At 62.3% G+C, this 21,119-nt stretch carries 17 protein-coding genes; 12 read left to right on the top strand and 5 right to left on the bottom strand.

Annotated features, from left to right (window positions below):
• Positions 1-4 precede the first annotated feature (4 nt).
• Positions 5-838 (top strand): taurine dioxygenase, encoded by an 834-nt coding sequence (gene tauD / locus B2Y33_RS11630; protein ID WP_027914135.1) that lies wholly within the window; start codon positions 5-7, stop codon positions 836-838.
• 80 nt (positions 839-918) lie between these two features.
• On the opposite strand, the gene betT is transcribed toward tauD, so the two are convergent.
• The gene (betT, locus tag B2Y33_RS11625; RefSeq protein ID WP_206405253.1) at positions 919-2,880 is read right to left on the bottom strand and encodes a choline BCCT transporter BetT; all 1,962 of its coding nucleotides are present in this window, start codon (positions 2,878-2,880) and stop codon (positions 919-921) included.
• 306 nt (positions 2,881-3,186) lie between these two features.
• A complete protein-coding gene (gene epsC, locus B2Y33_RS11620) occupies positions 3,187-4,119 on the bottom strand; it encodes a serine O-acetyltransferase EpsC (RefSeq protein WP_206405236.1) in 933 nt (310 codons plus the stop codon).
• Positions 4,120-4,393: 274 nt separating this feature from the next.
• Here epsC and tcyJ point away from each other — a divergent pair, with 274 nt between their 5' ends.
• The 9 genes from tcyJ (at position 4,394) to B2Y33_RS11575 (ending at position 13,293) form a co-directional block, all read left to right on the top strand.
• The gene (gene tcyJ, locus B2Y33_RS11615) at positions 4,394-5,188 is read left to right on the top strand and encodes a cystine ABC transporter substrate-binding protein (protein ID WP_023535740.1); all 795 of its coding nucleotides are present in this window, start codon (positions 4,394-4,396) and stop codon (positions 5,186-5,188) included.
• Positions 5,185-5,853, top strand: a complete 669-nt coding sequence (tcyL, locus tag B2Y33_RS11610) for a cystine ABC transporter permease (RefSeq protein ID WP_206405237.1) — start codon at positions 5,185-5,187, stop codon at positions 5,851-5,853. Before tcyJ ends, tcyL begins: the two co-directional genes overlap by 4 nt.
• Positions 5,854-5,855: 2 nt before the next feature.
• Positions 5,856-6,614 (top strand): L-cystine ABC transporter ATP-binding protein TcyN, encoded by a 759-nt coding sequence (tcyN, locus tag B2Y33_RS11605; protein WP_027914140.1) that lies wholly within the window; start codon positions 5,856-5,858, stop codon positions 6,612-6,614.
• 279 nt (positions 6,615-6,893) lie between these two features.
• Positions 6,894-8,135 (top strand): SfnB family sulfur acquisition oxidoreductase, encoded by a 1,242-nt coding sequence (locus B2Y33_RS11600; protein WP_196128498.1) that lies wholly within the window; start codon positions 6,894-6,896, stop codon positions 8,133-8,135.
• Between the two features lie 49 nt (positions 8,136-8,184).
• Complete coding sequence (locus B2Y33_RS11595) at positions 8,185-9,366, top strand: SfnB family sulfur acquisition oxidoreductase (protein ID WP_049696780.1); 1,182 nt, start codon at positions 8,185-8,187, stop codon at positions 9,364-9,366.
• Positions 9,366-10,757, top strand: a complete 1,392-nt coding sequence (locus tag B2Y33_RS11590) for an LLM class flavin-dependent oxidoreductase (RefSeq protein ID WP_049696781.1) — start codon at positions 9,366-9,368, stop codon at positions 10,755-10,757. Before B2Y33_RS11595 ends, B2Y33_RS11590 begins: the two co-directional genes overlap by 1 nt.
• Positions 10,750-11,547 (top strand): MetQ/NlpA family ABC transporter substrate-binding protein, encoded by a 798-nt coding sequence (locus B2Y33_RS11585; protein ID WP_288632932.1) that lies wholly within the window; start codon positions 10,750-10,752, stop codon positions 11,545-11,547. The genes B2Y33_RS11590 and B2Y33_RS11585 overlap by 8 nt, the downstream gene beginning before the upstream one ends.
• Before the next feature lie 5 nt (positions 11,548-11,552).
• Positions 11,553-12,659, top strand: a complete 1,107-nt coding sequence (locus B2Y33_RS11580) for a methionine ABC transporter ATP-binding protein (protein WP_206405238.1) — start codon at positions 11,553-11,555, stop codon at positions 12,657-12,659.
• Entirely contained in the window at positions 12,649-13,293 is a 645-nt protein-coding gene (locus tag B2Y33_RS11575; RefSeq protein WP_027914146.1) for a methionine ABC transporter permease, read from the top strand. The genes B2Y33_RS11580 and B2Y33_RS11575 overlap by 11 nt, the downstream gene beginning before the upstream one ends.
• A 38-nt stretch (positions 13,294-13,331) precedes the next feature.
• Here the strand turns inward: B2Y33_RS11575 and dibA are convergent, their stop codons facing one another.
• Positions 13,332-15,227 carry a phosphodiesterase DibA gene (dibA, locus tag B2Y33_RS11570; protein ID WP_206405239.1) on the bottom strand — a complete coding sequence of 632 codons (1,896 nt, stop codon included), beginning with the start codon at positions 15,225-15,227 and terminating at the stop codon, positions 13,332-13,334.
• A gap of 208 nt (positions 15,228-15,435) precedes the next feature.
• Here dibA and desA point away from each other — a divergent pair, with 208 nt between their 5' ends.
• Complete coding sequence (gene desA / locus B2Y33_RS11565; RefSeq protein ID WP_206405240.1) at positions 15,436-16,620, top strand: delta-9 fatty acid desaturase DesA; 1,185 nt, start codon at positions 15,436-15,438, stop codon at positions 16,618-16,620.
• A 128-nt stretch (positions 16,621-16,748) separates the two neighbouring features.
• Complete coding sequence (locus tag B2Y33_RS11560) at positions 16,749-17,735, top strand: GGDEF domain-containing protein (protein ID WP_027914149.1); 987 nt, start codon at positions 16,749-16,751, stop codon at positions 17,733-17,735.
• Between the two features lie 75 nt (positions 17,736-17,810).
• Here the strand turns inward: B2Y33_RS11560 and gabT are convergent, their stop codons facing one another.
• Positions 17,811-19,088, bottom strand: a complete 1,278-nt coding sequence (gene gabT, locus B2Y33_RS11555) for a 4-aminobutyrate--2-oxoglutarate transaminase (RefSeq protein ID WP_023535755.1) — start codon at positions 19,086-19,088, stop codon at positions 17,811-17,813.
• A 182-nt stretch (positions 19,089-19,270) separates the two neighbouring features.
• A complete protein-coding gene (gene gabD / locus B2Y33_RS11550; protein WP_023535744.1) occupies positions 19,271-20,713 on the bottom strand; it encodes an NADP-dependent succinate-semialdehyde dehydrogenase in 1,443 nt (480 codons plus the stop codon).
• Between the last annotated feature and the right edge of the window lie 406 nt (positions 20,714-21,119).

The raw sequence follows: 21,119 nt of genomic DNA, 5'->3' as shown, positions 1-21,119 counted from the left end.
CGACATGAGCCTGACCATTACCCCACTCAGCCCGGCGCTGGGCGCACAGATCGGCGGCGTGGACCTTGCCCGCGACATCAGCGACGAGGTGCGCGACGCCATAGAACACGCGTTGCTTCGCCATCAGGTGCTGTTCTTCCGCGACCAGCCCATCGCCCCCGCCCAGCAGGCGCGTTTTGCCGCCCGCTTTGGCGACCTGCACATCCACCCCATCTACCCCAACGTACCCGATACGCCCCAGGTGCTGGTGCTCGATACTGCGGTCACTGACGTCCGTGACAACGCCGTTTGGCACACCGACGTGACCTTTCTGCCGACACCGGCCCTGGGCGCAGTGCTCAGTGCCAAGCACTTGCCGGCCTATGGCGGCGATACCCTGTGGGCCAGTGGCATTGCAGCCTTCGAGGGATTGTCAGCGCCGCTGCAGGCGATGCTGGTCGGGCTGACGGCGACCCACGACTTCACCAAGTCATTCCCGTTGGAGCGCTTTGGCACAACTCCGCAGGATCTGGCGCGCTGGGAGCAGACCCGGCGTGAAAACCCACCCTTATCTCATCCGGTGGTACGCACGCATCCAGCCAGCGGGCGCCAGGCACTGTTCGTCAATGAGGGGTTCACCACGCGCATCAATGAATTGAGCGAATCGGAAAGTGAGGCACTGCTGAAGCTTCTTTTCGCTCATGCCACCCGGCCAGAGTTCACGATCCGCTGGCGCTGGCAGGAAAACGACGTAGCGTTCTGGGACAACCGCGTCACCCAGCATTACGCAGTGGACGACTACCGGCCGAACCGGCGGGTGATGCACAGGGCAACCATTCTGGGCGATGCGCCCTATTAGCCGGAGGGCGCTTAGTCGGAGAGAGGCGGGGCGATCCTGGAAGGCCGAGCCATGAGGCTCGCCCTTCCAGGACGGGGCGATCAGCGCACCAAATGCAGGAACTGCATGTGCCGTTCGTACTGGTCGAGGATGTCGTTGATGATCTGTTCCTTGCTGTAGCCCACCAGGTCGTAATTCTGGCTGCCTTCGCTGAGGTAGACCTCCGCCCGATAATAGCGACGGTTCTTCAACTCATGGGCACCCAGGCCACCACGGGCGAACGAGGGCGTGAAGTAACCGCGCATCTGCACCTGGTAGATGAACGGCTGTTCATCGCCATGGCCGACTTTCAAGCTGACGTTGTCATGGCTCGGGTCGTCCTGGGTGATCAGCACCAGCCCTTTCTGCTCGAACACCTCACGCACATCGGCAATGGCCGGGCGCACCACATCGTCCATGAACCGGTACACCTCGTCCCGCGAAGGGAAATGCACCGCCTGGCTCAAGCGCTGGCGCCAACCCCCACGGCCTCGGCGTGACTGGGCGAAGGGAGCCAGCGAGTGCATCTGCGCGATCTGGCGCTGCGACTCCAGGTAGAAGGCCTTGTGCAGCCCCCACATCATGCACAACAGGATCAGCGAGAAGGGCAACGAAGTGAGCACCACCGCTGACTTCAGCGAGTCGATGCTGCCGGCGAACAGCAAGGCACTGGTCACCAGTGCCGTCATCGCGCCCCAGAAGATGCGCAGCCAGTTCGGGCCATCCTCGTCTGCATCGCCGCCGGTTGCCGACAGCGTGGACAGCACCACGGTACCGGAGTCTGCCGACGTCACGAAGAACACGAAGCTGACGAACACCGTCATGGCAATCACCGCCTTGCTCCACGGGTAGGTCTCCAGCAGCAGGTACAGGCTCATCGACGGGTTGTCCAACGCGGCCTGGCCCAGCGCGGTCATGCCGTGATTGATGACCTGGTCCAGTGCGCTGTTGCCGAAGATCGACATCCACGCCAGGGTGAAGCCAAGCGGAATCAGCAGCACACCGAAGACGAACTCGCGAATGGTCCGCCCACGGGAGATGCGCGCGATGAACAAGCCCACGAACGGCGCCCACGCGATCCACCAGGCCCAGTAGAACACTGTCCAGCCGCCCAGCCACTCACGGTTATCGCCATAGGCATAGACGTCGAAGCTCTTGCGGGGCAAGGCACCCAAATAGTCGCCCAGGTTCTGGATAAGGGTGTTGAACAGGTGCTGGGTGGGGCCTGCGAACAACACGAAGAGCAAAAGCGAACAGGCCAGGAACAGGTTGATGTCGCTCATTACCCGTACGCCTTTTTCCACACCGGCTACCGCCACGGCCACCGCCGCGCCCATCATCAGCGTGATCAGCACCACCTGCACCCACTGGCTGTGGCTGGTGCCGAACAGGTAATCCAGGCCGGCGTTGAGGTGCAGCACGCCAAAGCCCATGTCGGCCCCCAGGCCGAATACCGTGGCGATGATGCCGAAGCCGTCGACCGCATAGCCGATAGGCCCGTTGATGCGCTTGCCGATTAGCGGGTAGAGCGCAGAGCGCAAGGCCAGCGGCAGGTTGTGCCGGTAGGCGAAATAAGCCAGCGCCATGCCGACGAAGGCAAAGACGCCCCAACCGTGCAGGCCCCAATGCAGGAACAGGATCTGCATCGCCTGCCGCCCCGCCTCAGCCGTACCCCCCTCACCCTGGGGCGGCTGCAGCATGTGGGTAAGCGGTTCCGAGACGCAGAAGAAGAACAGCGTGATGCTGATCCCCGCAGCGAACAGCATGCCCGCCCATGACAGGTAGCTGAATTCGGGCTCGTCGTGGTCGGCACCGAGCTTGATCTTGCCGTAGCCGGATACGGCGGTGACCACCACGAAGACCAGATACAGGGTCATCGCCAGCATGTAGTACCAGCCTACCGTGTTGGCAGCCCAGTTCTGCGCCGCCAGCAACCACTGGCCTGCACTCTCCGGGTTGATGATGACCACAAGGCCAAAGATGAGGATGAAACTTGCCGCAAAATAGAACACCGGGGGGTTCATGCGGATCTTGCCAGGGGCAAGCGAAGGGGTCGGTGCACTCATGGCGTGTGCACCTCGTCAAAGGACGAAAGACGCATAATTAACGGGTTCAGCAAAGGAATCCTCCTGATGAACACCGGCAGCGGACCAGCGTTTTTTTAATTGAACAAGCGTTCAAGTTAAACATGGTTTGAGCCTCATTGCGAATTGAAGCGCCGATTGGTAATGCCCTGGAAACACCTCTTGGCCAGCCTGACATGCCCTGTCGACCCCTGGCCGCAAAGGGGCATGCACCGGGCGGGTGCCGACTCAAGGCACCGTCCACGATCACTGTTTGTCCTGACAATCGAGCTGCAGGTTGGCCTGGGTAATGTTGCTGTGCGGCGGCACACTGCGCGTCAACCAGACGTTGCCACCGATGGTGGAACCCTGCCCGATGGTGATGCGCCCCAGTACGGTAGCGCCGGCATAGATCACCACGTCATCTTCGACGATCGGGTGACGGGCCAAGCCCTTGTGCAACGTGCCGGACTCATCGCTCGGGAAGCGCTTGGCGCCAAGGGTCACCGCCTGATAAATCCGCACGCGCTCGCCGATGATCGCGGTTTCGCCGATCACCACGCCGGTACCGTGGTCGATGAAGAAGCTTGGGCCGATCTGGGCTCCAGGATGGATATCGATACCCGTTGCCGAGTGGGCCAGCTCCGAACTGATTCGTGCCAACAGTGGCAGCCCGGCCGTGTACAGGTGATGGGCCAGACGGTGATGGATGATCGCCAGGATGCCGGGATAGCACAGCAGCACTTCATCGACACTGCGTGCCGCCGGGTCGCCGTGGTAGGCCGCCAGCACGTCGGTATCGAGCAGTACACGCATGCCCGGCAGCGCTGCGGCAAAGCCCTGGATCAGCTTCAGGGCATGGGCGTCGACACCCGCCAGGTCCTCCTTGCCTTGCCGGGCGGCGTAGCGCAGTTCCAGGCGCGCCTGCACCAACAACGCATTGAGCGCGGCGTCCAGGGTATGGCCGACATAAAAATCCTCGCTCTCCTCGCGCAGGTCCACTGGCCCGAGGCGCATGGGAAACAGCGCGCCGCAGAGCTGTTCAAGGATCTGTCGCACCGCTTCGCGCGACGGCAGCTCCCGGCCACCTTGTTCGCCGCTGCTGCGGCCATTGCGGGTGCGCCATTGCTCACGGGCACCGCGCAAGCCGGCCACGATCCCCTGCAGTTGCCAGTGCCCGGAGGCGGGTTGTTCGGTCACGGTGTGTTCTCCTGCCTTCTAGGCTATCTGTTCTATTGTCGATGCCGTCATTTTGCGGGCAAGCGCCCTGGAACAGGCCTCACCCTCTTTCCTGACACTGGATTGGACCGCCAGAGCAATGACAGCCATGCCAGCCTCGCCTACCCTCAAGATCAATGGACAATTTCCAAACGCATAAATAGGCAAAGTGCGATAATTTTTGACTATTTCCTGCGCTGCGCATCCAACCCTATAGTCGCCATCACTTCATTCACAACACGCTCGGGGCTCAGACATGTCGAAGTTCGCCAAACCGCTACTCAATGCCAGCCTGGCCCTGCTGCTGGGCACAGGCCTGCTTGGCCAGGCCTTTGCCGGCGAAGAGTTGAAGACCATCCAGGAAAAAGGCGTGATCAACGTCGGCCTTGAAGGCACATACCCACCCTTCAGCTTCCAGGATGAAAACGGCAAGCTGACCGGCTTCGAAGTGGAGCTGTCCGAATTGCTGGCCAAGGAGCTCGGCGTAAAGGCCAAGATCCAGCCGACCAAATGGGACGGTATCCTGGCTGCGCTGGAATCCAAGCGGCTGGACATCGTCGTCAACCAGGTCACGATTTCCGAGGAGCGCAAGAAGAAATACGATTTCTCCGAACCCTATACCGTCTCGGGTATCCAGGCGCTGGTGCTGAAGAAGAAGGCTGACCAGCTCGGCATCAAGGGCGCTCAGGACCTGGCAGGCAAGAAAGTCGGTGTAGGCCTGGGTACCAACTACGAGCAATGGGTCAAACAGGATGTGCCCAAGGCCGAAGTGCGTACCTATGAAGACGACCCCAGCAAGTTTGCCGACCTGCGCAACGGCCGCATCGATGCCATCCTGATCGATCGCCTGGCTGCACTTGAATACGCGCAGAAAGCCAAGGATACGCAACTGGCGGGCGATGCGTTCTCGCGACTGGAGAGCGGGGTTGCCATGCGCAAGGGCGAACCTGAACTGCTGGACGCCATCAACAAGGCCATCGACAAGCTCAAGGCGGACGGGACGCTGACCAAGCTGTCCGAAAAGTACTTCGGTGCTGACGTCACCCGATGATCGCTGAAAGCCTGCAACTGGTCGCCGACTCCGCACCCTTTCTGCTCAAGGGTGCGGGTTACACCGTGCTGCTCAGCGTAGGGGGCATGTTCTTCGGATTGGTGCTGGGCTTTGCCCTGGCGTTGATGCGTTTGTCCAAAGTGCTGCCGCTCAACTGGCTGGCACGGATATACGTATCGTTCTTCCGTGGCACGCCCCTGCTGGTGCAGCTGTTCGTCATCTACTTCGGCATGCCCCAGATCGGTATCGAGCTCGACCCGATCCCCGCCTCGCTGATCGGGCTGTCATTGAACATGGCCGCCTACATCTGCGAGATCCTGCGCGCCGCGATCGCTTCCATCGACCGTGGGCAGTGGGAAGCAGCAGCCAGCATCGGCATGACCCGCGTGCAGGCCATGCGCCGGGCGATCCTGCCCCAGGCGCTGCGCACCGCGTTGCCGCCGTTGGGCAACAGCTTCATCTCGCTGGTCAAGGACACTGCGCTGGCCGCCACCATCCAGGTGCCGGAGCTGTTCCGTCAGGCCCAGTTGATCACGGCACGTACCTTCGAGGTGTTCACCATGTACGTGGCAGTGGCCGTGGTCTACTGGGTGCTGTGCAGTATCCTGGCCTACTTCCAGAACCGCATGGAAGCGCGGGTCAACCAACATGATCAGGAGCACTGAGCATGATTGAAGTCAAAGGCCTGACCAAACGCTTCAAGGGCCTGACCGTGCTCGATGGCATCGATGTGACGGTGCAGCCGGGTGAAGTGGTGGCGATCATCGGCCCCAGCGGGTCGGGCAAGACCACCTTCCTGCGGTGCTTGAACCTGCTGGAAACGCCCGATGCCGGGCAGATCAAGATCGGCGCCATCAGCATCGATGCCGACCGGCCCCTCGGCCCGCAACACAGCGCGATACGTCGCCTGCGCCAACAGGCAGGCTTCGTGTTCCAGAACTTCAACCTGTTTCCCCACCGCACGGCCTTGGAGAACGTCATCGAAGGGCCGGTGATCGTCAAGAAAACACCGCGCGACCAAGCGGTGGACCTTGGCCGGCGTCTATTGGCCAAGGTGGGCCTGGCAGGCAAGGAAGACGCCTACCCGCGTCGCCTGTCCGGGGGCCAGCAGCAGCGGGTGGCCATTGCCCGTGCCTTGGCCATGGAGCCGGAGGTGATTCTGTTCGATGAACCCACCTCGGCCCTGGACCCGGAGCTGGTAGGCGAGGTACTGGCGACCATTCGCAGCCTGGCGGAAGAAAAACGCACCATGATCATCGTCACCCATGAAATGAGCTTCGCTCGCGACGTGGCCAACCGGGTCATCTTCTTCGACAAGGGTGTGATCGTGGAGCAAGGTGAGGCCAAGGCCTTGTTCGCGGCGCCGCAACAGGAGCGCACGCGGCAGTTTCTGCGCAAGTTTCTGGGCACGGCTGCTTCTGAGTAAGCCGGCAAAGCCAGCCCGCATTGTAAAAGCACAGCCGTCACTGAGCTCACGCCTGAATCCATGTCGCCTGGTGGCAGGCGACACGCTTCTATATATATTCCAAACCGTTAGTTCATAAATATTTTATAAACCTTTACGGTATATGTACCGGACCACCGGACCAGCATACGTCTGTCGCGATCAGCTGTAGCGGCATAACCCACATGTGAGGTCAGCAATGGTCAGGATCACCCCAGTGCATAACGCCAGGGCATTGCGTGCAGCCAAGGAGCGGCACTGATGTCCAGCCAAGCCCTTATTCCCCCCCGCAGCGTGCTCGACAGCGCACCGCCTGTGCTGCCAGCCAAGGTCCTGCGCAGCGATGCCCAAGCGCTGCAGGCTGCGCGTGAAGTCGCCGCTGTCGCGCGCGAACACGCTGCCCGTCGGGATCAGCAACGCGAACTGCCCTGGGCCGAGATCGAACTGTTCACCCGCAGTGGCCTGGGAAGCATCAGCGTTCCCAAGGCCTACGGCGGCCCCGAGGTGTCGTTTGAAACCGTGGCCGAAGTGTTCCGCCTGATCAGTGCTGCCGACCCTGCACTGGGGCAGATCCCGCAGAACCAGTTCGGCATGCTGCAACTGCTGCGTCTGACAGCCACGCCGTCGCAACAGGCCGTGCTGTTTCGCAGCGTGCTGGACGGCTGGCGGATTGGCAATGCGGGCCCGGAGCGCGGAACCAAGGACACCCTTACCCTCAAGGCACGGATCAACCGCGCAGGTGACGGCTATCGCATCAGTGGTGAGAAGTTCTATTCCACCGGGGCGTTGTTCGCCCACTGGGTGGCGGTCAAGGCGCTGGATGAGGAAGGTCGCCAGCGCCTGGCTTTCGTGCGCCGCGGCACACCCGGGCTACGCATCGTCGACGATTGGTCGGGTTTCGGTCAGCGCACCACGGCCAGCGGCACGGTACTGCTCGATGACGTTCCGGTAGAAGCAGATCTGGTCATCGACAACTGGCGCCAGCGGGAGGTACCCAATACCCAGGGCGCCGCCTCGCAGCTCATCCAGGCGGCCATTGACGCAGGCATTGCCGAGGCCGCCATCGATGACGCCATTGCTTTCGTGCGCACAAAGTCGCGCCCCTGGATCGAAGCCCAGGTAGACCGCGCCAGCGACGACCTCTATGTCATTGCAGACATCGGCCGCCTGAAGCTTGAACTGCATGCCGCCGAGGCGCTGCTGCGCCGGGCCGGGCAGGTGCTGGACGAGGTCAACGCCGGCACGGTGGATGCCGAGTCGGCCGCCCGCGCGTCGATTGCGGTGGCCGAGGCCAAGGTACTGACCACCGAGATTGCCCTGCAGGCCAGCGAGAAACTGTTCGAACTCGCCGGCAGCCGCGCCACCCTGGCCGAGTTCAACCTCGACCGCCACTGGCGCAACGCACGCGTGCACACGCTGCACGACCCGGTGCGCTGGAAATACCACGCGGTTGGCGCGTACCACCTCAACGGCACCCTGCCCGCGCGGCATTCCTGGATCTGATTGGTAGCCTCCTGGGCCGCTGCGCGGCCCGGGGCACCGGAGACACACCATGACCACACGCATCATTACCAGCGACGGCGAAGCCCTGGCCGTTGCCTTGGACATCGCCCGACAGCTACGCCCCGACAGCGCGGCGCGCGACCGTGAACGGCGTCTGCCACACCCTGAGCTGGCGCTGTTCACACGCTCGGGCCTGTGGGGTATCAGCGTCCCCAAGGCCTACGGCGGGGCGGGCGTATCCAACGTCACCCTGGCCAAGGTCATCGCCCTCATCGCGCAAGCCGACGGCTCGCTCGGGCAGATTCCGCAAAACCATTTCTATGCCTTGGAAGTGCTACGAGTAAACGGTACGCCCGAGCAGCAGCAGCGTCTGTACGCCGAGGTGCTGGCAGGTCGGCGGTTTGGCAATGCCCTGGCAGAACTGGGCACCAAAACAGCCAATGACCGCACCACACGGCTGAGCCGCGAAGGCGAAGGCTTTCGCATCAATGGCCGCAAGTTCTACGCCACGGGTGCGCTATACGCCCAGCGCATACCCACCTCGGTGGTCGATGACCAAGGCGTCCAGCACCTGGCATTCGTGCCTGCCGACAGCCCCGGCCTGCAAGTGATCGACGACTGGAGTGGCTTCGGCCAGCGCACCACCGGCAGCGGCTCGGTGGTGTTCGATAACGTGCCTGTCAGCGCACAGGACGTCGTACCGTTTCAGAGCGTGTTCGAGCGCCCTACCCCGGTAGGCCCGCTGGCGCAAATTCTTCATGCGGCCATCGATACCGGCATCGCCCGTGCAGCCTATGAGGACGCCTTGCATTTCGTGCGGACCCGCAGCCGGCCATGGGTGGATTCAGGCGTCGAGCAGGCGAGCGACGATCCGCTGACCGTCAAGCACTTCGGCCAACTCGCCATCCGCCTGCACGCTGCCGAAGCCTTGCTCGAACGCGCAGGCCATTACCTAGACAGCGCGCGTGACGACAGCACGGCCGAAACCGTAGCCGCAGCGTCCATTGCCGTGGCAGAGGCACGGGCCATCAGCACCGAAATCGCCCTGTCCGCCGGCACCACGCTGTTTGAGCTCGGTGGCAGTCAGGCCACGCTGGCCGAACACAACCTCGACCGCCACTGGCGCAATGCCCGGGTGCACACATTGCACGACCCAGTGCGCTGGAAGTACCACGCCATCGGCAACTACTACCTCAACGAGCAAAACCCACCGCGCCGGGGGACCCTCTGATGGCCCGGCAGATCCTGCTCAATGCCTTCAACATGAACTGCGTGGGGCATATCAACCATGGCCTGTGGACGCACCCGCGCGATACTTCGACCCAGTACAAGACCCTCGAATACTGGACCGACCTGGCGCGCCTGCTGGAGCGGGGCCTGTTCGACGGATTGTTCATTGCCGACATCGTCGGCACCTACGATGTCTACGGCCAGTCGCTAGAGGTGCCGTTGAAGGAATCCATCCAGTTGCCGGTCAACGACCCTCTGCTGCTGGTGTCCGCCATGGCCGCCGTTACCCGCAACCTCGGTTTCGGCCTCACGGCCAACCTCACGTATGAAGCGCCTTATCTCTTCGCTCGCCGCCTCTCGACCCTGGATCACCTGAGCAATGGGCGAGTCGGCTGGAACATCGTCACCGGTTATCTGGACAGCGCTGCGCGCGCCATGGGCCTGACCCAGCAGCCCGAGCATGACCGTCGCTACGACCAGGCCGATGAATACCTCAAGGTGCTGTACCAGCTGCTTGAGGGCAGTTGGGCCGACGATGCCGTGCTGGCTGACCGCGGCCAGCGCATCTACGCGCGCCCCGACAAAGTGCGCAAGGTTCGCCACCACGGGGAGTTCTACCATGTCGAGGGCTACCACCTGTGCGAACCGTCGCCACAACGGACACCGGTGCTGTTTCAGGCTGGCAGCTCGCCGCGCGGGCTGACGTTTGCGGGCAACCATGCCGAGTGTGTGTTCATCAGCGGCCAGGACAAGGCTTCAACCCGCGCCCAGGTGGACAAGGTGCGCGCCGCTGCCAGAGCTGCGGGTCGCGACCCAATGGCAGTCAAGGTCTTCATGGGCATCACGGTGATCGTGGCGCCCACCGAGCAACAAGCCCTGGCCAAGCACGCTGAATACCTGCGCCATGCCAGCCCCGAAGCCGGCGTCGCGCATTTCGCTGCCTCCACTGGCATCGACTTTGCGGCCTTCGATCTGGACGAGCCGATTGCCTTTAGCCAAGGCAACGCCATCCAGTCGGCCACCCGCCAACTTCAGGACAATGCCTGGACCCGACGCCGCCTGCTGCAACAACACGCCTTGGGTGGCCGCTACGTCACCTTGATCGGCGACCCCGCGCAAGTGGCTGATGAGCTGATCGCGTGGGCTGACGAAACCGGCCTGGACGGTTTCAACCTGACCCGCACCGTTACACCGGAAAGCTTCGAGGACTTCATCGACCTGGTGATTCCGCAGCTACAGGCGCGCGGCCGCTACAAGACCGCCTACGCCGGCGGCACGCTGCGCGAAAAGCTGTTCGCAACCGACCATCCCTACCTGCCAGCCGACCATCCTGGCTCGGCCTACCGCTTTGCGCCTGCCCCCGCTTTCACCGGAGCCCTGCACCATGCTTGAAAAACTAATTCGTCCCGTTGCGGCCGTCGTTATTGCCTTGGGCTTCTCGAGCGCAGCCCTGGCCAATCAGCCGCTGAAGATCGGCACCACGTCAGCCTTCGCCATCCCGCTGGAAGCCGCCGTCGAAGAGGCGCACAAGCAGGGGCTCGAGGTGAAGCTCATCGAATTCAGCGACTGGATAGCGCCCAATGTCAGCCTCAACAGTGGCGACATCGACGTGAACTATTTCCAGCACATTCCCTTTCTGGAAAACGCCAAGGCTGCTGCCGGTTTCGATCTGGTGCCCTACGCCCCAGGCATCATCAACAACGTGGGCCTGTATTCCAAGCGCTACAAAAGCTTCGCCGACCTGCCCGAAGGGGCGAGCGTCGCAATCGCCAACGACCCGATCAACAGCGGGCGAGGCCTGCAACTGCTGGCCAAGGCCGGCTTGATCACGCTAAAACCTGGCGTGGGCTACAAGGCCACAGAACAGGACATCACGGCCAACCCGAAGAAGCTCAAGATCATTCAGGTCGAAGCGGTCCAGTTGGTACGGGCGTATGACGACGCGGACCTGGTGCTAGGCTACCCCGCCTACATTCGGCTGGCCAACAGTTTTGACGCCACCTCGGCCCTGCTTTTCGATGGTCTGGAGAACAAGGAATACGTGATTCAGTTCGTCATTCGCCCACAGAGCAGGGATGACCTTCGCCTGGCCAAGTTCGTCGACATCTACCAGCACTCGCCCGCCGTGCGCGCGGCCTTGGACAAGGCTCATGGCACGCTCTACCAGGCCGGTTGGGAGTGACAGCGATGAGCCAGTCCACTGCACGAGCACTCGAATCCCCTGCCCCACCGCGTCAGGCTGAACACGTGGACCTGCGCCCCGACGTCAGCCAAGCCCATGTGCGGTTCATCGGGTTGGGCAAGACGTATCCAGGTCAGAGCCAGCCGGCGTTGCAAGGCATCGACCTGAACATCCGGCGCGGTGAAATCTTCGGCATCATCGGCCGCAGCGGGGCGGGTAAGTCCTCGCTGTTGCGCGTCATCAACCGGTTGGAGCAGCCTACGCAGGGCCGGGTGCTGATCGACCAGGCGGACATTGCCCGCTACGACGAGGAGGCACTGGTGGCGTTGCGCCGAAACATCGGCATGATTTTCCAGCACTTCAACCTGATGTCAGCCAAGACCGTGTGGCAGAACGTCGAACTGCCCCTGAAAGTGGCCGGCGTTGCCAAGGCGCAGCGCCAGCGCAAGGTACGCGAGCTGCTGCAACTGGTTGGCCTCGAGGACAAGCACGACGTCTATCCTGCGCAGCTGTCCGGCGGCCAGAAGCAGCGCGTGGGCATTGCCCGCGCCCTGGTGCACGACCCAAGCATCCTGCTGTGCGACGAAGCGACCTCGGCGCTGGACCCGGAGACGACCGCCTCGATTCTGGGGCTGCTACGCGACATCAACCAACGCCTGGGCCTGACCATCGTGCTGATCACCCATGAAATGGCCGTGGTGCGCGACACCTGCCACCGGGTTGCGGTACTGGAGCGTGGCCAATTGGTCGAGCAGGGAGAGGTCTGGCAGGTGCTCGGCGCGGCGCGGCACGCCACTACGCGCACGTTGCTGGCGCCGCTGCAACCCACGTTGCCAGAAGCCCTGACCGCGGACATCAAGGCTGCCCCATCGAGCCCCGACAGCGCTATCGTGCTGAAGCTGACAGCGTTCGGCGAGCCCGATCTGACGGCGTTGTTCGCCGAGTTGGGCGGACGTGTGCGGCTGCTGCAAGGGGGTGTGCAGTCCATCGGCGCGCGTACACTGGCGCAACTGATCGTTTCGGTGCAGCACTCGCCCCATGACGCCAGCCGCCTCCTGGAGCGCACTCGGCGCTGGGCCGAAGACGTGGAGGTGCTGGGCCATGTGGGTTGATCGTCTACTGGAGGGTTTGCTCGACACGCTGTTGATGGTCGGCGTTTCTTCGCTGATCGCCTTGCTGGTGGGCGTACCGATGGCCGTCATGCTGGTGACCAGCGACAGGGGCGGCATCTATGCGGCACCGCTGCTCAACCGGGTGCTGGCCGCCTTCGTCAACCTGTTCCGCTCGGTGCCGTTTCTGATCCTGATGGTTGCCCTGATCCCCTTCACGCGGTGGGTGGTCGGCACTACCTATGGGGTCTGGGCGGCCATCGTGCCCCTTACCATCGCAGCTACGCCCTTTTTCGCTCGCATCGCCGAAGTCAGCCTGCGTGAGGTCGACCATGGCCTGGTGGAGGCAGCCCAAGCCATGGGGTGCCGACGCTGGCACATCGTCTGGCACGTGCTGCTGCCAGAAGCCCTGCCGGGCATCGTCGGCGGCTTCACCATCACCTTGGTGACGCTGATCAATTCATCCGCCATGGCAGGCGCCATCGGTGCCGGAGGGTTGGGGGACATCGCATACCGCTATGGGTACCAGCGCTTCGACAGCCAGATCATGCTAACGGTGATCGCCATGCTGGTGGCCCTGGTGGCACTGATCCAGCTGGGTGGCGACCGCTTGGCCCGAGGGTTGAACAAGCGATGAGCGCAGGGGGCGGGCTGGCGCCAAGCCAGCCCCTGGCCTTATTCCCAGCGCAGGTGTTCTGCGGCGACCGGCCGGCCGAACCAATAGCCCTGCCCCAGCTGGCACTGCTCCTGCAGCAGGAAGCTGGCCTGCTCCTGCTGCTCGATGCCTTCGGCATGCACTTGCATGCCCATGCTGCGGGCCAGGGCGATGATTACCCGCACGATCGCGACATCATCATCATCGCACGGCAGCCCGGCCACGAAGCCCTGGTCGATCTTGAGCTTTTGCACGGGCATGCGCTTGAGGCGTAACAGCGAGGAATAGCCGGTGCCGAAATCATCGATGGCCAAGGTCACACCCAGCTCGCGCAGACGGTGAAGCTGCTCCAGGGCCACTTCCGGATCTTCCATCACCGCACTTTCCGTCACCTCCAGTTCAAGCAGCGCTGGCGCCAGGCCTGTTTCGTGCAGCACATCGGCCACCTGCCGGTACAGCTCATGCTGGCCAAACAGCCGGCTCGAGATGTTCACGGCCACGAATGCCAGGGGGCGGCCTTCTCGCTGCCAGCGCACCATCTGCAGGCACGCCTGGCGTAGCACCCAGGCATCGATTTCGGCAATCAGCCCGGTGCGTTCGGCAATCGGGATGAACTCACCGGGGGGCACCAGGCCCCGCTGGGGATGCTGCCAGCGGACCAGTGCCTCGACCCCCACCTGACTGCCCGAGGCCAGGTCATGCACGGGCTGGTAGAACACGCGCAGCTCGTCCTGCTCGAGGGCGCGGCGCAGTTCTCCCGCCGTTTCCACACGCAACTGGGCGTGCGCGGTCAGCTCTTCGGTGTACAGGGCATAACAGGCGCGGCCGTTGGTCTTGGCCTTGTACAGCGCCGAATCGGCATTGCGTAGCAACTGCTCGGCACTCAGGGCGTCGCTTGGGAACAGGCTGATGCCTGCGCTGACACTGATGAACAGGCGATGACCCTCGAAGAGGAAGGGCTCGCGCATGCGTTCGATGATGCGCTGGGCCAGTTTTGCCGCCTGCCCCAGATCCTGGCAGTGCTCGGCCAGGACGCCGAACTCGTCGCCGCCCAGGCGCGCCAGGGTAACCCCGCTGCTCACGACTTCACCCAGGCGCACGCCCACCAGCTTGAGCAGCTGATCGCCAATCGTATGGCCGAGCCCGTCGTTGATGCTTTGGAAATGATCAAGGTCCAGAAGCAGCAGCGCACAACCGCGCTTCTTGGCCTGGGCCGCTGCCAACGCCTGCTGGACCCGGTCGGTGAACAACAGGCGATTGGGCAGGTCGGTCAGGGGATCATGGTGGGCCAGATAGGCCAGCTCCTGCTCCGAATGCTTGATGGCACTGATGTCACTGAATACCGCCACGTAATGGCTCAGTTCGCCTTCGTCATCGCAAATGGCGCGGATGGTTTGCCATTGAGGATAGATTTCACCGCTTTTACGGCGGTTCCAGATCTCGCCGCTCCACTCCCCCGTCTCGGTCAGGGCCGCGTAGATTTGCTGGTAGAACGCGGCGCCATGACGCCCCGACTTGAATTTGCTGGGGCGCTGGCCAATGACCTCATCCTGCTGATAGCCGGTGATGCGCATGAACGCGCGGTTGACGTGCACGATCACCCCCTGCCGGTCGGTCACAAGGACGCCTTCCAGGGTGCAGTCGAACACCGCAGCGGCCATGCGCAGGCGCTCACGGTCCTCCCCGCGCAGGCGCGCACCGGCGCCTATGAAGTTCAACAGCCGCACGCGCGAGACGTAGATCAGCAAGGCACTGAGCAACACCCAGACCACGATGTTGATCTGACGCCCCACGGTCAGGGCCAGGGGGTCATCAGTCATGCTCTGCAGCACCACCTCGGCCAGCACCAGCCAGAGGATCGAGAGCACCACATAAAGCGCTGCCATGCGCAAGGCGTCGCGAACGGAAACAGACATGTCGGGTGCAATTGCCCATGAAAAATGTTGGGGGATTATAAAGCTTCTGCTGCCCGACGTGCGGTTAGCGCTTCGCAAAGGCCGCGCGTCAAGGTATGCCGGGCACCGACGCCCGGCTGAAACATGGCGTGGTCAGCTTTGACTGGTTTTATTTCCCTACCCAGGGATAATCGCACCTTTCCCCTGAATCTCGAGGGTATCTCTACCTATGTGGTACAACGGCCTGCTCGACTTGTCGGCCTGGCAACTGGTCGGCATCACTTTGTTGATGACCCATGTGACCATTGTCAGCGTCACGGTCTACCTGCATCGCTATTCCGCGCATCGTGCGCTGGAGCTCAACACCGGGCTCAAGCATTTCTTCCGCTTCTGGCTGTGGCTCACCACGGCGCAGAACACCCGTGAATGGACCGCTGTCCATCGCAAGCACCACGCCAAGTGCGAAACCCCGGAGGACCCGCACAGCCCAGTCTACAAGGGCTTGAGTACGGTGCTGCGCAAAGGGGCCGAGCTCTATCGCGAAGAGGCGCGCAACCCCGAGACCTTGCGCATCTACGGCAAGAACTGCCCGGACGACTGGGTCGAACGCAACCTCTACTCCCGCTACAAGCTGGGCGGTATCGTGCTGATGGCGCTCATCGACCTGCTGCTGTTCGGCACCGCCGGCATCACGATCTGGGCCGTGCAGATGATGTGGATTCCCTTCTGGGCAGCCGGGGTGGTCAATGGCCTGGGCCACGCCGTGGGCTATCGCAATTTCGAATGCCGCGACGCGGCGACCAACCTGGTGCCTTGGGGCATCGTCATTGGGGGCGAAGAGCTGCACAACAATCATCACACCTACCCCAATTCGGCCAAGCTTTCGGTCAGGCGCTGGGAATTCGACATGGGCTGGGCGTGGATTCGCCTGTTCTGCCTGCTGCGCCTGGCCAAGGTCCAGCGCGTGGCCCCCATCGCCCACCGCGTTGCCGGCAAGGCCAGCCTGGACATGGACACCGCCATGGCCATCCTGAACAACCGCTTCCAGATCATGGCCCAGTACCGCAAGCTTGTGATCGGCCCGCTGGTCAAGCAGGAGCTGGACCGCGTCGATACCTCGGTCAGCCACCACTTCCGCCGCGCCAAACGCCTGCTGTCCCGTGAAACCAGCTTGCTGGAGGATCGCCACCATGTCCGTATCGAGTCCATGCTGGCGCACAGCCAGGCATTGAAGACCATTTACGAGAAGCGCCTGGCCCTGCAGCAGATCTGGGCGCGGACCAGCGCCAATGGCCACGACATGCTTGCCGCCATGAAGGAGTGGGTACACGAGGCCGAGACCAGTGGCATCCACGCCCTGCGCGACTTCGCTTCGCAGTTGAAAACCTATTCCCTGCGCCCGACCGCTGCCTGACCTCCGTTGATCGATACGCCCCGTTCTGGGGCGTAAGCTCAGGAACTTCAACCCTCTGTTTCGACTCGAACTGCCCACATCGGCCGGAAGGTGGCCGCACCTTTACCCGTCGAGCGCGCGCTGTGCACATGGCCAAGAACAATCCCAAGATTCTGACCGGTACTCCTCCCCCCGACGCTGCCCAAACCCTGCTGGCACTGATGCATGCCCAAGGCGAAGTCGCCCGACTCAGCGAACGTGAGCAGCTATTCAGTTCGTTGCTTGAAAGTGTCAACGCCGTACTGTGGGCCTTCGATTGGGAAACGCGGCAAGTGCTGTACGTAAGCCCTGCGTTCGAGCGCATCTTTGGTCGCCCTGTCAGCCGGGTCATGGCCGATTTCAACGTATGGCGCGACAGCATCTATCCGGATGATCTTGAATTTGCCGAACAGAGCCTGGCCCAGGTACTGTCCACAGGCTCCGTGGAACACCGCGAATACCGCATCCTCAACGGCGATGGCGAGCTGCGCTGGCTGAGCGACAAGTGCTACGTCAGCCAGCAGCCAGGTAGCGATCGGGTGACCATCGTCGGCATCGCCGAAGACATCACCGACAAGAAACGCCTCGAAGGCGAGCTTCAGCGTCTGGCCACCACCGATGTCCTGACCCAGAGCAGTAACCGCCGCCACTTCTTCGAATGTGCCAAGCAGGCCTTCGACAAGGCACGGGAGGACGGTACACCGCTGACTTTCCTGCTTCTGGACATCGACGATTTCAAGAACATCAATGACAGCTACGGCCACCAGGAAGGTGACCAAGTGCTGCAGCGCATTGCCCACAGCGGCAGGACGGTACTGCGTCGAGGTGATCTGTTCGGCCGCATCGGGGGCGAAGAATTTGCCGCAGTATTCCCAGGCTGCACGGCCAAAGTGGCAGAACAGATCGCCGAACGGTTGCAGCGGGAGGTGCAGCGGCTGAGTTTCGGCCAGGAGGGCCAGACCTACAGCGTGACGGTGAGCCAGGGCCTGACGGGTTTGATGGAGGACGACGACACCCTGAACAGCTTGTATGCCCGTGCCGACGCAGCCATGTATCAAGCGAAGCGCCAAGGCAAGAATCAGATCGTTCAGGGATGAGCATCGGCGCCCACCGTCGGTAAATTGCTGACATGAAAAAACCCGCCGAAGCGGGTTTTTTTAGAGCCAGCTACATCAAGCGAGTTCAGCGAAGCACTCTTCGATGATGGCCAGGCCCTTGTCCAACAGAGCGTCTTCGGCGGTCAGCGGCACCAGAATACGCAGGACGTTGCCGTAGGTGCCGCAGGACAGCAGGATCAGACCCTTGTCGCGCGCCTTGGCAACGACTTGGGCGACAGCTGCAGCGTTAGGGGTATGAGTGCCTTTCTCGAAAACTTCGACGGCAATCATCGAACCCAGGCCACGCACGTCACCGATGATCGGATGCTTCTGCTGGATCTCACGCAGACCGGCGGTCAGGCGCTCGCCCACGGCCTTGCTGCGGTCCAGCAGGTTCTCTTCTTCGAATACATCGATGACGGCCAGGGCCGCAGCACAGGCGATTGGCGAACCGGCATAGGTGCCGCCCAGACCGCCCGGTGCAATGGCATCCATGTATTCGGCCTTGCCGCACACACCGGCCAGCGGGAAGCCGCCGGCGATGGACTTGGCGAAGGTCGTCAGGTCAGGCGCAACGCCCATCTGCTCCATGGCGAAGAAGGTGCCAGTACGGCCTGCACCGGTCTGCACTTCGTCGGCGATCAGCAGGATACCGTGCTGGTCACACAGGGCACGCAGACGCTTCATCAGCTCTTTAGGCGCTGGCAGGAAGCCGCCTTCGCCTTGTACGGGCTCGAGGATGATGGCGGCGATGTCACGTGGCTCGGCGTCGTTCTTGAAGATGCGCTCGACCGAAGCGATGGCATCGTCGACGCTGACACCGTGCAGCTCGCTCGGGAACAGTGCACGGAAGACACCACCTGGCATCAGGCCCATGCCTGCAGAGTACGGCACGACTTTACCAGTCAGGCCCAGGGTCATCATGGTACGGCCGTGGTAGCCGCCGGTGAAGGCGATCACGCCGGCGCGGCCGGTTGCAGCACGGGCGATCTTGACGGCGTTCTCGACCGCTTCGGAGCCAGTGGATACCAGCAGGGTCTTCTTGTCGAAGTCACCTGGCACCAGCTTGTTGATCTTTTCGCACAGCTCTACGTAGGGCTCATACGCCAGTACCTGGAAACAGGTGTGGCTGACCTTGGTGAGCTGCTCTTGCACCGCTGCAACCACTTTTGGGTGCAGGTGGCCGGTGTTCAGCACGGCGATACCACCAGCGAAGTCGATCAGTTCGCGGCCTTCGACGTCAATGACGGTGGAGTTCTTGGCCGATTCAACGAAAATCGGGTGGATCTGGCCGACGCCACGTGGGACAGCGGCGACACGGCGTTGCATCAAGGATTCGTTGGTCTTGCTCATAATGCCCTCATTGCGCCGTTGAACATGGCGCTTTTATTCGGGGGTAGCTGGGGTTGCCCGCAGTCAGTATTCGTTGATCGACTGCCGCGAACGCCCTGGCCACCAGGTGCTGCAATGTAAAAAAGGCCAGCGGGACGTCGCTCTCGCGCCCCGCTGGCAGAGGTAAAGCCTTTACCGTGCGATCAGACGCTGATGCACAGGTATTTGATTTCGAGGTAATCCTCGATACCGTACTTGGAGCCTTCGCGGCCCAGGCCAGAAGCCTTGATACCGCCAAATGGCGCCACTTCGTTGGAAATCAGGCCGGTGTTGATGCCTACCATGCCGTATTCCAGCGCTTCGGCGACACGGAACACACGGCTCATGTCGCGGGCGTAGAAGTAGGACGCCAGGCCGAACTCGGTGTCGTTGGACATGGCGATGACTTCGGCTTCGTCTTTGAAGCGGAACAGCGGCGCCAACGGGCCAAAGGTTTCTTCCTTGGCAACGGCAGCGGTCTTGGGCACGTCGACCAGAATGGTCGGCTCGAAGAAGTTGCCTTCGATCAGCTTGCCGCCGGACAGGACCTTGGCGCCTTTGCTCACCGCGTCTTCGATGTGCTCCTGCACCTTGGCCACGGCCTTGCCGTCGATCAGTGGGCCAGTGGTGGTGCCGTCTTCGAGGCCGTTACCGATCTTGAGCTTGGCCACAGCGGCGGCCAGCTTCTGCGCGAACGCGTCATAGACGCCGTCTTGCACGTAGATGCGGTTGGCGCAGACGCAGGTCTGGCCGTTGTTACGGTACTTGGAGATGATCGCGCCTTCGACTGCCTTGTCCAGGTCGGCGTCGTCGAACACGATGAACGGGGCGTTACCACCCAGCTCCAGGGATACTTTCTTGATGTCCTTGGCGCATTCCTGCATCAGCTGGCGACCGATTTCGGTAGAGCCGGTGAAGGAGAGTTTGCGCACCAGGGCGTTGCCGGTCAGTTCGCCGCCGACTTCGCCTGCGCTGCCGGTAACCACGCTCAGCACGCCTGCCGGAATACCGGCACGGTTGGCCAGTTCGACCAGCGCCAGGGCGGAGTACGGGGTTTGCGAGGCAGGCTTGAGCACCATGGTGCAGCCAGCGGCCAGGGCCGGGCCGGCTTTACGGGTGATCATGGCAGCCGGGAAGTTCCACGGGGTGATGGCCGCGGTGACGCCAATCGGCTGCTTGATGACGATCAGACGCTTGTCAGGCTGGTGGCCTGGGATGGTGTCGCCATAGACGCGCTTGGCTTCTTCGGCGAACCACTCGATGAAGGAGGCGGCATAGGCGATTTCGCCCTTGGCTTCGGCCAGCGGCTTGCCTTGTTCGGTGGTCATCAGGCGAGCGAGGTCGTCCTGGTTTTCGATCATCAGTTCGAACCAGCGACGCAGCTTGGTCGAGCGCTCCTTGGCGGTCAGGGCACGCCAGGCCGGCAGGGCCTTGTCGGCTGCCTCGATGGCGCGGCGGGTTTCCGCAGTACCCATCTTCGGCACGGTACCAATGACTTCGCCCGTGGCAGGGTTGGTCACATTGATAGTCTGGCCGCTGTCCGCATCCAGCCATTCACCGTTGATGAAGGCTTGCTGGCGGAACAACTGAGCGTCTTTGAGCTGCATGTCGGCTTCCCGAATTGTTGATTGTTGAAAGCGCCCAGCGCAGGGCTCCGAGCGTTTGAAATCTCAAACGAATGCTAAGCGTCTGCTGGGGTGTTGGACAATAGGCTGTTCGAAAAAAAGAACGAGCGGTTGAACACCTTATCTGAAATCGGCTCGCTGGTAGGGCGTGATGGGCCCTGGCTCCCCAAGGCGAGCACGAACCGAAAGAGTAGCCCCAGGCAGAACCGCCATGGAGGCGAACATGGCAACTGGTAAAAAGGGCTACAGATCAAGGCGATGGACGCAGACGAACGAGATAGGTATCATGCGTGCGCGTTGCACTCGTAGCTCAGCTGGATAGAGTACTGCCCTCCGAAGGCAGTGATCATCGAGTTGAGAAGGGTGAAGGCTAGTGGTCAAATAGTTC

The organism is Pseudomonas sp. UBA5666 (genome assembly GCF_002420785.1).
Lineage (GTDB): Bacteria > Pseudomonadota > Gammaproteobacteria > Pseudomonadales > Pseudomonadaceae > Aquipseudomonas > Aquipseudomonas fulva.
The sequence above is the reverse complement of the archived record's forward strand: the minus strand, read 5'-3'. Positions and strand labels throughout refer to the sequence as shown.

Coding starts and splice junctions, on each gene's coding strand:
- tauD (WP_027914135.1), top strand. CDS start 5: ATGAGCCTGACCATTACCCCACTCAGCCCGGCGCTGGGCGCACAGATC.
- betT (WP_206405253.1), bottom strand. CDS start 2,880: ATGAACCCCCCGGTGTTCTATTTTGCGGCAAGTTTCATCCTCATCTTT.
- tcyJ (WP_023535740.1), top strand. CDS start 4,394: ATGTCGAAGTTCGCCAAACCGCTACTCAATGCCAGCCTGGCCCTGCTG.
- tcyL (WP_206405237.1), top strand. CDS start 5,185: ATGATCGCTGAAAGCCTGCAACTGGTCGCCGACTCCGCACCCTTTCTG.
- tcyN (WP_027914140.1), top strand. CDS start 5,856: ATGATTGAAGTCAAAGGCCTGACCAAACGCTTCAAGGGCCTGACCGTG.
- B2Y33_RS11600 (WP_196128498.1), top strand. CDS start 6,894: ATGTCCAGCCAAGCCCTTATTCCCCCCCGCAGCGTGCTCGACAGCGCA.
- B2Y33_RS11595 (WP_049696780.1), top strand. CDS start 8,185: ATGACCACACGCATCATTACCAGCGACGGCGAAGCCCTGGCCGTTGCC.
- B2Y33_RS11590 (WP_049696781.1), top strand. CDS start 9,366: ATGGCCCGGCAGATCCTGCTCAATGCCTTCAACATGAACTGCGTGGGG.
- B2Y33_RS11585 (WP_288632932.1), top strand. CDS start 10,750: ATGCTTGAAAAACTAATTCGTCCCGTTGCGGCCGTCGTTATTGCCTTG.
- B2Y33_RS11580 (WP_206405238.1), top strand. CDS start 11,553: ATGAGCCAGTCCACTGCACGAGCACTCGAATCCCCTGCCCCACCGCGT.
- B2Y33_RS11575 (WP_027914146.1), top strand. CDS start 12,649: ATGTGGGTTGATCGTCTACTGGAGGGTTTGCTCGACACGCTGTTGATG.
- dibA (WP_206405239.1), bottom strand. CDS start 15,227: ATGTCTGTTTCCGTTCGCGACGCCTTGCGCATGGCAGCGCTTTATGTG.
- desA (WP_206405240.1), top strand. CDS start 15,436: ATGTGGTACAACGGCCTGCTCGACTTGTCGGCCTGGCAACTGGTCGGC.
- B2Y33_RS11560 (WP_027914149.1), top strand. CDS start 16,749: ATGGCCAAGAACAATCCCAAGATTCTGACCGGTACTCCTCCCCCCGAC.
- gabT (WP_023535755.1), bottom strand. CDS start 19,088: ATGAGCAAGACCAACGAATCCTTGATGCAACGCCGTGTCGCCGCTGTC.
- gabD (WP_023535744.1), bottom strand. CDS start 20,713: ATGCAGCTCAAAGACGCTCAGTTGTTCCGCCAGCAAGCCTTCATCAAC.